General features: G+C 34.0%; 15 protein-coding genes and 2 pseudogenes. 10 read left to right on the top strand and 7 right to left on the bottom strand.

From position 1 onward, the window contains the following. Positions 1 to 1385: 1385 nt before the first annotated feature. The 5 genes from ACUXVC_RS27995 to ACUXVC_RS27975 all read left to right on the top strand — a co-directional run bounded on the left by ACUXVC_RS27995 (position 1386) and on the right by ACUXVC_RS27975 (position 5240). The gene (locus tag ACUXVC_RS27995) at positions 1386 to 2207 is read left to right on the top strand and encodes a ParA family protein (RefSeq protein WP_446026174.1); all 822 of its coding nucleotides are present in this window, start codon (positions 1386 to 1388) and stop codon (positions 2205 to 2207) included. Position 2208: 1 nt separating this feature from the next. Continuing rightward, the gene (locus ACUXVC_RS27990) at positions 2209 to 2583 is read left to right on the top strand and encodes a hypothetical protein (protein WP_446026173.1); all 375 of its coding nucleotides are present in this window, start codon (positions 2209 to 2211) and stop codon (positions 2581 to 2583) included. 206 nt (positions 2584 to 2789) lie between these two features. Next, positions 2790 to 3587, top strand: a complete 798-nt coding sequence (locus tag ACUXVC_RS27985) for a DUF5677 domain-containing protein (protein ID WP_446026172.1) — start codon at positions 2790 to 2792, stop codon at positions 3585 to 3587. Positions 3588 to 3598: 11 nt separating this feature from the next. After that, positions 3599 to 3949 (top strand): hypothetical protein, encoded by a 351-nt coding sequence (locus ACUXVC_RS27980; protein WP_446026171.1) that lies wholly within the window; start codon positions 3599 to 3601, stop codon positions 3947 to 3949. A 352-nt stretch (positions 3950 to 4301) separates the two neighbouring features. Beyond that, a complete protein-coding gene (locus ACUXVC_RS27975) occupies positions 4302 to 5240 on the top strand; it encodes a hypothetical protein (RefSeq protein WP_446026170.1) in 939 nt (312 codons plus the stop codon). A 94-nt stretch (positions 5241 to 5334) separates the two neighbouring features. Here ACUXVC_RS27975 and ACUXVC_RS27970 read toward each other — a convergent pair whose 3' ends face one another. Further along, positions 5335 to 5928, bottom strand: a complete 594-nt coding sequence (locus ACUXVC_RS27970; protein ID WP_446026169.1) for a DUF3967 domain-containing protein — start codon at positions 5926 to 5928, stop codon at positions 5335 to 5337. 148 nt (positions 5929 to 6076) lie between these two features. On the opposite strand from ACUXVC_RS27970, the gene ACUXVC_RS27965 reads away from it, so the two are divergent. Beyond that, the gene (locus ACUXVC_RS27965) at positions 6077 to 6223 is read left to right on the top strand and encodes a hypothetical protein (protein WP_446026168.1); all 147 of its coding nucleotides are present in this window, start codon (positions 6077 to 6079) and stop codon (positions 6221 to 6223) included. Positions 6224 to 6340: 117 nt separating this feature from the next. Continuing rightward, a complete protein-coding gene (locus tag ACUXVC_RS27960; RefSeq protein ID WP_446026167.1) occupies positions 6341 to 7306 on the top strand; it encodes a hypothetical protein in 966 nt (321 codons plus the stop codon). Between the two features lie 108 nt (positions 7307 to 7414). On the opposite strand, the gene ACUXVC_RS27955 is transcribed toward ACUXVC_RS27960, so the two are convergent. The 4 genes from ACUXVC_RS27955 to ACUXVC_RS27940 form a co-directional block, all read right to left on the bottom strand. Continuing rightward, positions 7415 to 7846, bottom strand: coding sequence for a hypothetical protein (locus ACUXVC_RS27955; RefSeq protein WP_446026166.1), 432 nt, complete (start codon positions 7844 to 7846; stop codon positions 7415 to 7417). A gap of 186 nt (positions 7847 to 8032) precedes the next feature. Next, positions 8033 to 8521 (bottom strand): hypothetical protein, encoded by a 489-nt coding sequence (locus ACUXVC_RS27950; protein ID WP_446026165.1) that lies wholly within the window; start codon positions 8519 to 8521, stop codon positions 8033 to 8035. A 19-nt stretch (positions 8522 to 8540) separates the two neighbouring features. Further along, on the bottom strand, positions 8541 to 9086 hold the full coding sequence (locus ACUXVC_RS27945; RefSeq protein ID WP_255289731.1) for a replication-relaxation family protein: 546 nt from the start codon (positions 9084 to 9086) through the stop codon (positions 8541 to 8543). Beyond that, on the bottom strand, positions 9055 to 10353 hold the full coding sequence (locus tag ACUXVC_RS27940) for an FtsK/SpoIIIE domain-containing protein (protein WP_098661815.1): 1299 nt from the start codon (positions 10351 to 10353) through the stop codon (positions 9055 to 9057). The genes ACUXVC_RS27945 and ACUXVC_RS27940 overlap by 32 nt, the downstream gene beginning before the upstream one ends. Positions 10354 to 10665: 312 nt before the next feature. On the opposite strand from ACUXVC_RS27940, the gene ACUXVC_RS27935 reads away from it, so the two are divergent. Next, the gene (locus tag ACUXVC_RS27935) at positions 10666 to 10902 is read left to right on the top strand and encodes a helix-turn-helix domain-containing protein (protein WP_098661816.1); all 237 of its coding nucleotides are present in this window, start codon (positions 10666 to 10668) and stop codon (positions 10900 to 10902) included. Between the two features lie 56 nt (positions 10903 to 10958). Here the strand turns inward: ACUXVC_RS27935 and ACUXVC_RS27930 are convergent, their stop codons facing one another. Further along, on the bottom strand, positions 10959 to 11384 hold the full coding sequence (locus ACUXVC_RS27930) for a hypothetical protein (protein ID WP_098661817.1): 426 nt from the start codon (positions 11382 to 11384) through the stop codon (positions 10959 to 10961). A gap of 611 nt (positions 11385 to 11995) precedes the next feature. On the opposite strand from ACUXVC_RS27930, the gene hfq reads away from it, so the two are divergent. Further along, complete coding sequence (gene hfq / locus ACUXVC_RS27925) at positions 11996 to 12184, top strand: RNA chaperone Hfq (RefSeq protein ID WP_098661818.1); 189 nt, start codon at positions 11996 to 11998, stop codon at positions 12182 to 12184. A gap of 827 nt (positions 12185 to 13011) precedes the next feature. Beyond that, a pseudogene (locus tag ACUXVC_RS27920) lies at positions 13012 to 13719 on the top strand (IS6 family transposase). Positions 13720 to 13765: 46 nt separating this feature from the next. Here ACUXVC_RS27920 and ACUXVC_RS27915 read toward each other — a convergent pair. After that, positions 13766 to 13939, bottom strand: a pseudogene (locus ACUXVC_RS27915) (IS6 family transposase); the annotation flags it as partial. Positions 13940 to 13951: the final 12 nt, after the last annotated feature.

The following is a 13951-nucleotide window of genomic DNA, read 5'->3' as shown; positions in this document are numbered from 1 at the left end:
AAGCTTGACTGAAGATCTTGAGGGTTTTTATCATGTGGGAACGATTATGGAATACGGCTGGAAGGCAGATTTATCCCCTACTTTGAAAGATCACAAAAAAGTAATCGATCAAAATAGATGGATAAGCGTCTTGTTTTCGCCATGCGGTCACTTATAAGGTATCCGTATGTATAGACCCTGTTCACTCAGCGATTTTCACCGCATACATCCTTTTTCTATGGCTTGTCCTTGTAATATCGTCCCTACACGACAAACTGAATGTATTCCCTAGCACCTTGATGCTAACGATAACCACCCGAACCTTTTAGAGATGCGTCCCTGGGCACGTTCTCGCCCTCCCTCACCAGAAGAACAGGATTCCAATGAGGGGTGCTGTTTTTGTAGGCGCATACTCTGTACCCCCTGCACGACCAACAGCTAGCCACGCACGTAACACGTTCCTCCTATATGTATAGCAGCACGGAATTACGGCTTATCAGTTTTTATTTACGTGGTATCAGGCAATTCCACGCGAACAAAAAACAAGAAGGCATCCCGAAATTCCTAAAATGGCCTGTAGATTCACAAGACTTCTAGGTTTAGAGATGCCCGTTATATATCTTTTGACTACAAAAAATACAATTCTAGCATTTACTAGTTGAATTTTAGTCAAACAATAGATAAAATGGGTATATCAAAGAAGCCTCGTGAAAAGGCATAGTTGTTTAAGGTTAGTGGTGGTACACTACTTAAACGTTAACACTGTGGTTGAATACAGTTAATTTCTAGCCAAGTGGTGGTACACTAGCTAGAAGAGTCATTCCCGCTAAAGGTTGGTAGCCGATAGCATATGGGAGTGGCTTTTTGTTTTGTGTTCATATTCAATTGTTTTTAATTTTATTCTATCGATTTTCTTGATCTTCATTTATGTAAAATATCAAATTATGTTTTGTTTTGTAGAATGTTGCTTGTTGTGTACTAGGTTACAACAAGCTTTATCCTTTGTAAACAGCGAATTTACGAACTTTATTGATAATATCCCTATTTCCCTATTTCCCTATTTCCACTTATAGATATAGGGATATTTCCCCTTTTCCCTATATCTATATTTCCCTATTTTCTTCATTTTTTCATCTACTAATTCCTCTACGAAATTTCATATTTATTACTTAAATCTCTCTACTTCATACATCTGAAAAATCTTTTAATATCAACGTTTCTGTTATTAATTACTAACTCTATGATTCTATTGCATAACCTAAATATCATTGTTATAATTTCTATAAAGATATAGAAATATCCCTATTTCTATAGTTAGAAATATCCCTATTTCCCTATTTCTATTTTTCCCTATTTCTATAAAGGGATATAGGGAAATTTCAAAAACTATAACTGGAGTGTTAAAAATGGCTATTACAATTACGGTAGGTAATTACAAAGGTGGAGTCGGTAAAACCACAAATGCTGTATTGAACTCTTATGAATTTGCTAAAAAAGGTAAGCGTACTTTACTTGTTGACCTTGATCCACAAAGTAACGCAACAAAGTCTTTAATGTTAACAAAATCAATCCTTAACCCTGATGAAATTGTTACTGTTGAAAAAACATTAATGAAAGGTATACAAGAGGGAAACCTAGACGGCTTAGAAGTGGAAATTATGGAGAACTTACATTTACTTCCTTCTTATGTTGATTTTCAGGACTTCGCAAAATTCCTTTATAAAAATTGTTCTTCGGAAGCTGAGGAAGATCATTACTTTAAAGGATTGCTTGAAAAGATAAAGCATAAATACGACTACATATTTATCGATGTTCCTCCTATGTCACTAGAAGTTACAAAGAACGCCGTTGTTGCTTCTGATTATGTTCTAATTGCTTTGCAAACTCAAGAGCGTTCTCTAACTGGTGCTGAGAATTATGTTAATGAACTTATTAAACTAAGAGAGCAATATGATCTTGATATTGAAGTAGTTGGTGTTCTTCCTGTCCTATTAAAAAACAACGGTAAGGTTGACGAATATATCATGGAAAATGCTCGTGAAATTTTCGGTGAAGAAAACCTATTCAAAAACATTGTCCCGCAAATGGAACGTATTAAACGATTTGATGTGAATGGTATTACCGAAAAAGATAGACATGATATGAATGTAATTGAACTATACGAAACAATTAGTGATGAGTTATTATCTCGTATCGACATGTTCGAAAAAATGAAGGTTGGTGTGTAAAATGACGAGAACTCCTGGTTTACTAGGTAGAAAGAAAAGTAACTTTGAACCTACTGAGCCTTATGTACCAGAGCAAGGACAAGCTGTAGTGGAAAAAAACGAGGTTCCAGATACGCCTTCTCAACCTAAGACTGAAGAAAAACAAGTAACTCGAAAAGAAAAAAGAAACGAAAAAACTGAATCAAAAAAGAAATTTAAAAATCAGCAAGGCAGCATTAAAATTTCTAATCAATCAAAAGAAGAACTAGAAGTATTAATGAAACTTACAAACACAAAATTCGCTTATGAAATCATTGACTTACTTATAGATCGTTATGTAGAAAACGAGCTGACACCTGAACAGAAAAGGAAATTCAAGCTGTTAACAGAGATTTAGAAATATAGAAATATCCCTATTTAGAAATAGGGATATTTCTATATTTTTGTTTTCCCCATACATAACATACTGAATGTACTAGCTCCTTGTTTCGTAAAATTCATATTCTAAACAGAGTCCAAAATGGTAAAATATAACTAGATGAATGTAAAGCATAAAGACTGAAATAGAAATAAGTTTACTTAAGAACAGGAGACAATAGCAACATGAATAATAATTTCCCAACTTATACAAAAATTTTCGAAGCAACTCAAAGAAGATTAAAAAGCATCAAAAAAACCGGTTCACGAAATAAAGAATTAGATGAAGTAGATAAATTGATGTTCTATCTAGTCGGAAATATCAACTTGAGAATAAATACTATTTTTCATCTATTGAAGAACGACATCACTGATGGTGTTCTGCCACTACAAAGAACATTGTTTGAATTACAAATAGCATTTGAAGCTTTTATTAATGCTGAAGATAAAGAAAGATTTGTTAAATTTTTTAATGAGAAGAAAAACTTCGAAACTGGTAATAAATTGGATAGATTTCTTCAAAGTAACAATGAAAATTTAAACATGACTACTCCTGAAGAAATTGAACTACTGTCTAAACTTAATGATACATCGAAAGAACAAATAAAATCGGAGTCCTTAAGAGGTATGTCAATATATAAACAATGGTACGAGATAGCGAGTGGAAAAACTTTAATGGCTTTGAGTGCTGAATTTCAAGAAGTAACCTACTACCACTGTTATGACGAACCTTCAAATTGGGTTCATTCGCAAAGAATACATGAAAATATGGATATCGAAACATTTAGTCAGCAAATGCCTAATCGTTTTTATGTAATAATATTGAACAATATATATTGGAGTATTGATAAACTTTCACACAACATAGCATTTTTAGCAAATTATTATAATATTAAAGAGAGTAATCCACTATTTGAATATGGAGTGAAGCTTGTTGATTTAAAAAAGCAGTTCGAATTTTTAATAGAGAATAGAAATCAATAGGAGTGGTACCTGTGGAAAATAAGAGTAATTCTTTTGTAGTGACTTTGACACCTATTACCGAAAGTTCAGATTTAACTATTCAAAACGATCAAGCTAACATGGAAAAAGAAATACTGACACCAAAGAAACCAGATCAACGTTTAGTTCCATCTAAAACTGCTAAAATTTCACCAGCCGTTTTACTAAAGATAAATACTCTTAAACCATTTATTCAGGAACGAGAGAGTATGGATAAAACATCAATTAACAACATCATTGATATTCTTGTCGACAGCTATGTAGATACCCAGCTGGCAAATCGACATTCTAATGCATATAAGGATATGTACAAGCGTCTTTACGAGACGTTAGAAAATAAATAAAAGACAGAAGTGTCCTTGTTTTGAGGATGCTTCTTTTTTTGTTTGTTAATATGTATCTAAAGATAAATGTATCTTTTTATCCTTTTATCTTTGTATCTTTAGATAAATGTATCCTTTTATTTTAGGTAGGAAAAACATATACTCCTGCTTTACTTTCTTGCTCTTACCAGTACCTCCACCACTAGCTCATTTACATACCTATCATTAATAGAAGACATTTGAGACTACTCATAAAAGAAAAGTTAATCGCCTTAAAATTGTAATCTCAGTAATAAAATTGAATAACATTACATTTATGTTATAATATAATACAACAAAAAACTTATTAGAAAACATCTTGGAGGATCGTGCATTGAAAAGACATTATAAAATTGGCGGAATTATTCTTGCTGCATCGCTCTTCGCTAGCGGCTGTGGGAATGGAGAAAAAGTTGAAGAGAAAAAAAGGGAATCTTGGACAGAACATGAGCAAAGATTAGAAAAAGAACAAGCCGAAAAAGAAGCACAAAAAGAAGCAATTAATTTTGAAGTAGGCGAATACTCTTATAATCCAGAAACTAAAATGTTAACGGTAAATGTAAAAACAAATATGCCGGAAGGATCAAAAGCAAAAGGTGTTATCAAAGAGCCAGAAAAAGAATATATAGCAGTAATGTCAAAAGAGAGCACTGTTCATGATGGGAATTTTCATTTTGAATTTGGTGACCATGTATCCGAAACGTCAGGACGTGAAGTTGTTAAAAATGGAAACTATGATTTTAAAATGACTTTTACTGTTGATGCCGAAAACAAAGCTGCATTAGATGCATTCAAAGACTATGACAATTTCGAAAAAAACTATAAATCTAATGGGGAATTAGAAGAGATAGAAAATGGATTTAAAGTTAGAGGAATTAATGCTGGAAAAGTAAATATTGAAAATGCTCTATCAGCAGAAGAAGCTGAAAAAGCAAAAATTGAAGAAAAAAAGAAACTAGCGAAAGATCTTTCTTATCCTGAATTAAAGAAAAATCCGGATGGACACAAGGACGAATTAGTGAAATATACTGGTGAAATTGTTCAGATCATAGAAAGTGGCGGTTCAACTGATATTAGATTAGCTGTTACAAAAAGGTCATATGGATATAACACCAACGACATTGTCTATGTAACTTTCGATAAACCAACAGAATTTGTTGAAAAAGATATAGTTACAGTAACAGGAAACATAGAAGGAAGTTATTCTTATACATCACAAGCAGGTTGGAATATATCCGTACCATTAATGAAAGCTATTGATATAACGAAATAATCTATTGAAAAAAGCCCGGTTAATTTAGTCGGGCTTTTCCCTGTTCTATGATTCTAGGCGTTCCATTATATACTTAGTTCATTTTTATATTTTGTTACCAGAACCGCCACCACGGCTTTTTCTTCTCTTTGGCTGCAGCAACCTCATCCCGAAATTCCTGCATCAATCTCTTCGTTTCCTGCATCTCACGTAGCGTTTTCATAAGCGTCTCGTCCCTGGCTTCCAATCGTTTCTCCACTCGTTCATTGTGAGCTTCCACACTTGCTTTAATTTCCTCGTTACTTTGCTTGGCCTGCTCACTTAATCGCTTCTCCATCGCCAACATACTCTGATTCATTTCTTGCGCCATAACGCTGTACTGTTCCTGTAATTGCTGTTTAATGTGGAATGGCACTAAGTCCGCTTCATCAGACTCTTCTTGAATCAGATCCGGATTGACTTTCTCTATTTGCTGCGCTATCATCTTCGCTGCCTTTTCTAGCGTCATACCGTCATGCTTACTCAGTTCAATTAATTTCTCAATCACCATAATGTCACTGTTTGTGTATTCTCTTTTTCCTTGTTTATTTTTTTTAATAATGTATGACTCTCGTTGGAGTACTTCTACGTATTTTCTTAGTGTGCTATCACTCACATTCAAGCGACTATAGACGTCTTTCGCGGTATAAATGATTTTCATATCCGACATAACGCTATAACACCTCCTAAAGACAATATTCCATGGCACCATACTAATTCCTGCAATTAAAGGCACATTATATCCCTACTACATTTCACTTGTTTTTTGAAAAGACTTTATTTGTTATAATGTTTTTACAATATATAGGAGGCTTGTTATGGGTAGAAAATTGCTTTTTGAAGATGTCAAAAAGGCCTTTGAAAAACGAAATTATCAATTGCTAGAAAAAGAATATATACGTTCTAATATACCGATGAAATTTAGTTGTCCTAATCACCCTGATAAAGACTTGAAAATTAGCTAAAATAAATTACAAAGTGGAAGAGGTTGTAAATATTGCAGTAAAGAGAAGCAAAATAATGCTCAACGACATCCTATAGAAAAGATTAAATCTAAATTTGAAGATAAAGGTTATATCTTATTGGATAATTTTTATATAGACTCTCATACTCCTTTGAAGTATAAATGTTTAAAACATCCCAATAAGGTCCTAAAAATCGCTTACAGATCTCTTTTAAATGGTCATGGTTGTAAATACTGTGGGAGAGAAAAGCTCTCATCTAGCAAAAGAGTAGCGTATGAAACTGTTTCTAGAGAATTCGAAAAACGTGGCTATATACTCTTAGAAAAAGAGTATATTAACAATCAACAAAAGCTACGTTATTTGTGTCCAAAACACCCTGAAGAAAATATATACATAACTAGGGCTAATTTAATTAAAGGTTCTGGTTGCTCTTTTTGTAAAAAAGAAGCTTTACGCGAACACAATCTGAAATATACCATTGAGATAGTTTCAAAAAAATTCGAAGAAAGAGGATATCGTTTATTAGAAACGCAATATATCCGTAACACGCACCCAATGAAATTTAGTTGTCCTAATCATCCCAACGAAGAATTATATATTAGATTACACGATTTTTTAAAAGGACAAGGTTGCTATAAATGTTGTATTGAAAATAGAAGTGGAGAAAATAGTTACAATTGGAAAGGCGGTATAACACTTCTTAGTCACTATCTAAGAAGCTTTTTAAAAGATTGGATTTTCGAATCGTTAAAGAAACACGACTTCACTTGTTTCATTTCCAAAGAAAGAGACATTGAACTAGACGTTCATCACTCTGTTTCTTTCCATCAATTACGGGATATTGCTGTCAAAGAGTGCAATCTAAATGTTAAGCAAACAATAGGGGGTTACACTTCGGAAGAATTAAATATGATTGTTTCAAAAGTTAAACATCTTCACGAACAGATTGAGGGAATTCCTTTAAGAAAAGATATTCATCAATTGTTCCACGAGATATATGGTAAAGAAAATAATACTATCAATCAGCTTTATGAATTTAAGGAACGCTGGGATAATGGAGAATTTAAGGAAAGTTGTCAATAACTTAAATAGCCGTCATAACGTCACAACACCTCCTAGTGAGAGTATTCCATGACGATTAAGGAATTCCTGCAAAGAAAAAAGCCCTGTATAAACAGGACTTTTTCTTAATTATTTAAATTGCCAATTTACCACATAGTTCCAAGGACTATTTTGGCCATATGGCATTACACCAATACGTAAATAATAAGTTTTACTAGGGTTAATGCTTACCGTCTTTGGTGTTTCAGACATTGTCCATGAACCTAAAAGTCTACCATACTCGCTATCTTCATAAATAGAAATTTTAGTATCTGAGTGTCCCCATAAATCCACAGAAAGTGATTTTTGACTTAAACTCGCAGCTTTTACTGGAATTATACGATAATCACTAATAGAATAAAGTGCTCCATCAGTTTGCCCGTTACCTACATTAACCGATGCTACGGAATTGGATGTAACCTTTTTATCAACTACCTGAGGTTTTTCAGCTGCAAGTGCTCCTCCGGCCCCAGATAAAGCAATTCCAGTTGCTAATGCTCCAATTACTAGTTTCTTTAACATAAAAAAATCCCCCTTTAATAGTTTTATAGCTTGCAACTTCATCATACTTTCGATTTTCGTATATGTAAATATATTACAATTTTAGAAACATAAAACTATTTATTTCGAATGTTGAGTTAAGATATGTTGTCTGATAATAACGATAGATGGTTATTATCATATGAAAAAATCCTACATTAAGTAGGACTAAATCACTTTAGCAATCTCGACAAGCAGCCTCATAAACAACGGAATCATTTGAACTACTATATAGCCAATCCCAGCACGACTTATTAGCGAGAATCCCCGCTCCTGGCTACCAACCATAATGAATAACCCACCGCATAACGCTACAACGGATGCGATTGGATAGGATACTGCTTTAATCAAGAAAATAACAGGCTCAAACGCATTTACAATACGATTGTATAACTGGCCATCTATATAATTTTTTATTGCCCCGTCATTGGACTGCACATCTTTAAATACTTCATTCACGTCTGGATTATTTCCATCAGCAAATACATGAGGAATATCTATAATATTGCTGAATATAATAGCACTACCGATCACAATACTTATTCGCGCCGCCACGGGTGCGTATTTTTTTGCTTTCTTTTTGAACAAGCTCCACTTTTTCTTTGCTCCGTAATTACCATCCATAAAATCTTTGATGCTCATTGTCTCAGTTGCCATATGGACCATCTCCCTGTTTTTAATGGAAATCAGTAACCGTGAATATATTGCAATCCAATCCTTCACAAAGCTTCTGGAGTTGCTTCCTTCTATATTCCGTCGTGGTGTACCAAATAAACTTAGGGGTCTTTTCAAATACTTTGCATTCCATCAATTTGCGATACTTCTGCATTTTGATACGGTTCGCACTCATCTTTTGCTCATGATCTACCTCTACAATGTGGTAACGTCCATTATCCGTAAATAGTGCATCTGCAATTATGGAAACGATACCTTTCACATTCATCTTTACTTCCTGCTTCCACGTTTTCGGGCATTCATAAGCGATGTAAATATCATTCCTCATAATGTAATGACGAAATTGATTCGAACGCTTAAGTATCTTCTTACTTCCGATACGTTCACGCCCTTCCTTGTTAAGATAATAAACCTTCTCTCCATCCCTAAAGCTAGATACATATTCTTCAATTCCTTTCATGACACGAGAAGCATTCCTATCTCCACCGAGATCGTGAAGTACCTGGATTTGCTTCCTACTTAAAAATCCCAACTTCTTCAAGCTCAAGAGTATGGACTCGGTTCTCGCTTCCTTTAGTGCTAGTTTTTGCATCTTCATGCTCCTTCCTCGCTCTTATGTTGATGTGCGGCTTTATGATGTTATCAATTTGCTTATTATCGATATAAATTGTCTGTAGGACCTTTTTCTCGTTCGTTTGATATATAGCCCTTCCTTTTATGTTAGGAAGACTCTCTGCGCCGCCCTCGTCTAGCACAGCACGGCTCCCTGCTTCTGTCTGCAATCTGAAGCAAACACGAGCTCCTATGTTTTGTCGTAACTGTGATGGTAATGCTTCATTAGTCGGGTATTGCGTCGCATATACCAAGCGAAATCCCGCTGCCCTGCCACGACGACCTATATCAACAATGATGTCCTTGCACTCCTGATATGGCGCTATATCGGCTGCTTCATCTACGATCACAAAATACCGTACTGGATCCCCGGCTTCTTTTATATCTTCGTATCCTTTTTCTAGTAAGTATTCGTTTCTAGCATTCAGTTTATCTTGCAATTCCCTTAGAGTCTCAAGGGCTTCCTCTGGATTCTTCGCAATCGATTCGACCTGATTAAGGAATCTGTAACGGTTGAAAGAGAGACCACCCTTCAAATCTATAAGGAATAGCTTTATATTTTCCGATTGGTTGCGTACCAGCGAAGTAATAATAAGCTTTAATACATTTGATTTCCCCATATCCGTCATGCCGGCAGAAATCATATGTGATAGCTGGTCAAAGTCGTGTTTTATCAATCCATCTCTTGTATAACCAATAGGGACTTCCCATCCCCTGCATTGCTTCATCATCTCTTCTTCAAATTTCACGAAATCAGGAATTCCTTTCTCGTAAACTCGTATTTTAAGCAACCCATCGTAAGACAGCTCAATTTCCTTTCTAACGAGTTTTTTCTTGCTTATGATGTTTTGTATTTGTTTTAAGATATCTTTTCGCAGTCGAAGAGATTTGAAGTCTTGTAGTTTAAAATTATAAACTTTGCTCTTATGATTTAATCCATCCTCTAAGTGTTGTATCTTTTGTTCAAAATCGGAGAAGCTAAGTCCAAGAGGGATTCTATACGCATATTCAACTCCCCAATTATTTTTCGTTTTGCGAAGTAGCTGTATAGTCCTAGTTTCTTTTCCTTCTTTTACTTTTAATCCGCAGTTGGCGCAGATTCTTTGGATTTTTGAGGCATCATTCGTAGCTCCTTTTTGATGCATTTTTGATAGAAAGACTACACCACCAACTGCAGCTGAACTTACTAACTCAAATATCACAAACTCACACCACCCTTCTTTATGTATTCTGCAAGAATAGTCCCTGGAGATTAGAAGAGATTAAAACAGTTATGAATCGTTGAAACTATTAGTCTTTCAATGTCTGAAGCATCATTCTGTGAGCGAGTTCTATTTGGAATAGGTGAAACGAAGTTTTAAAAGGCTATCAAATTGGAACAGTGAATCGTAATTTGTTTGGTATGGTAAAAGGTATTTCGCACTGCTTGATTAACATTCCAATTTTCTGGAGGTTTTAAAAATAAAACTTTTGGACATTCTTGTACTAATGGATTAAATACAGGAGTGATCAAAATGAATTGGCTTAACTTAGGGAAAGGTAGACGTTCGAAAATAGCTCGTTTTTTGGATAAAAACGGTGTGACTCAGCAAGAGTTAGCTGAAAAAAGCGGAGTAAGTAAATCTACAATAAGTCGAATATGCCAGGGAGATGCATTCGCACCAACAATGAAGAATGCACAAAAGATCGTAAGAGCCTTAAAGAAAATTACAAAAAAAGATAATATTCATTATGATGATTTTTGGATGTAAAAAGAACAACTAAAAGTTGTTCTTTTTACATTATTTACTTTTATAGCTTTTACCTACTACCAAGAAAATGTTGCAGCTTCCACATACCCTTTAACTCGGTAGGAAGAAAAAGGATCAATAATATCAATTCTATAAGCAGCTGGTTTCATTCCTGTGAAAATAGTACTATATAAACCCTCACTGCCACCAAAATATTGATAGGATGTACAAGCCTTTGTAACTGGATTGCATAGTCGCACTCTCAAGGTTTGCCCATCTACACGAGTACCACCGATTTTATAAGGCGCGCGGCCGTCAGCGCCAAGATGTACTTCCACATTTGGTTGTGAGTAAGTAGTGGTAATTGCATTTCCATCCCATTTTCCATCTTCTGTTTCGAAGTAAGTCCAACCAAAACTATTTGCACTTGCTGTTCCACCAAATCCGAATAACACCGTCATTGCGAATACCAACGATCCCATAACAGATAACACCTTCTTCATGAGAAATCCCTTCTCTAGGTATTTACATACTTAAGTATTGTATAAACGAGTGCATGAAATTATAATTTTTTTCTTAAATTCTAATAGATGGAATATTTAAATAAATAATCCATTAAGATCATTCCCTTTCCTCGCTTTATTGGATCTAGCTTTGCTGAAATGAGCGGATCTTTTTATTTTTTTGAAAAACCTCTTCATAAGAAGAGGGATGTTCTATCTATAAAATGAAGCTTGATGAAGATGGACAAATGTTTGGTGTGAATGGTGAACTTATAAATGTAGGTGATTGAACATGTTCACTGTCGAAATGAGTTTTACAAAAGTATGAAAATGTTAAGCCCATAAAAACCCGTCGTATCATGTGTATGTACTGATATAACGGGTTTTTTATATGAATATTTAACTGTCTATTTTACTAATTATAGAAAAACATGAACTTAGTTTTACTTTTTAGGGGTACTACTTCATGTAAAATGGACATTTTATTTATATTTTTGATAGATTTCTTGCGAAATATGTACCTAGAGCGGTATTTAAATTTAAATGTGATACGATTGTTGTATAGTAGCAAGTATTAAAAGAAAAGTAGATAAAAATAGGGGGCGTATTTCATGTATAACTTACAAGAAGATATGTATGAACAATTAAAAGAGAAAAAAGGGGATATCACTATATTTTTAAAGAATGGGCTTCCCATAGGTGGGCAGATCCTTGCAACGGATAAATTTACTGTTCTTATGATGGTTCATGGTAAGCAACAACTAGTCTACAAGCAAGCAATTTCCACAATTCTTAAATAATTATTTTGCCTTTTTCGAGGCAAAAGGCAAAAACACCCAAAAAAAAGAAGATTGAGATCAATCTTCTTTAAAACAGGAATAGATGACAGATTACTACTCCAACTCCTAATCAATTATAATTAAGCGTGTAGTGACATCCAATTCATTCTAAATCTTCTCAATATTCTTTGTTTTATTATTGAATTATAATATAAGTAATTCTTTTTATTATTATATATTTGTTCTTTCTTGTTGCAGAATCCTTATTATAAATAAGGATTCCTTTTTTTGTATCAAAAATCTACAAAGAAAAAAGATAAGATCGGGAACACAATCTTATCTTTAGCACAAGGAGTAAACAAAAGTGATAACCATCATATTTTTATTATAATTTAATTTTTGTTAATTTTGAATATTAATACCATAATTAACAAGTATATTTATATTGAGAAATTTATTACAAAATTAGTTATAAATGTTTCAAAAACCGAAAGTAAACTTTTAGCCATTAGTTAACATTCAAATTATTGATTTTATTAGTTTTATCGCAATTTGTTCATTTTCTCCAAAACCACTAACAAAAATATACATTCAAAACACCATAAATAAAGAGATTGGGATACCGGTAAACAAAAAAAGAAAAAGCTAGATCCAGTCTATTTTTTTTACATAATCACTTATTATCGGAAATTACTTTTAAAAGTTTCTCCAATTTTTGTTCTCCATCTTAAAAAGTTCTCTATTTATAAGAATTGAATGGTTCTGGTGCAGACACTCCAAAACGCTTGTAAGTAACCTCCTAAACTTGGACATACTGATACTAGTATTCTAAAAAGGATGTGATGGGTATGGAAAAGCAAAATCTATTCAAGTGGAAACATTATCAACCGGATATTATTTTATTAACCGTGAGATGGTACCTACGGTACAACCTCAGTTTTCGTGATTTAGTCGAAATGATGGAAGAACGCGGGCTATCCCTTTCCCATACAACTATCATGCGATGGGTTCATCAATATGGTCCCGAATTAGATAAGCGAGTACGACGTCATCTGAAGTCAACCAATGATTCTTGGTGAGTCGATGAGACGCATGTGAAAGTCAAAGGTCAATGGATGTACATATATCGTGCTGTTGATTCAAAAGGAAATACAATTGATTTTCATTTAAGCAAAACAAGAAATCATAGGGCTGCAAAGCGTTTTTTCAAGAAATCTTTGCGGTCTTTTCATGCTTCAAAGCCCCGTGTGATTACAGTAGACAAAAACCCAGCCTATCCTATAGCAATTGAAGAGTTGAAGAAAGAGAAAAAGATGCCTGTAGGCATCCAAATAAGGCAGGTAAAATACCTGAATAACATTGTAGAGCAAGATCATCGTTTTATTAAAAAGAGAGTACGTTCAATGTTAGGATTGAAGTCTTTTCGTACAGCTACATCTATTCTTTCAGAAATAGAAGCGATGCATATCATTAAAAAAGGCCAACTTATGTTACGAGACAAGTCTGGCCAAAATGAAATGAAGTTTATTCATCAACTATTCGGAATGGCTGCATAAGAATAGATTCCATTAGGAATCTATATACCTCTTTCAAATAAATGCAATCTTTGCAACAGAATCGGTACATCCATTGACTCTTTACTTTTATATATGTTTCATCAACTCTCCAAGAGTCATTGGTTTGCTTGAGATGACGACGGATTCTTTTGTCTAATTCAGGACCATACTGATTAAGCACCTGTTTTAGAGTAATAGTATCAGTATGTCCAAGATTTAGAGATTACTTGAA

The sequence above is a fragment of the Bacillus sp. N6 genome (assembly GCF_052805735.1).
This window is presented reverse-complemented; position numbering and strand designations above follow the sequence as displayed.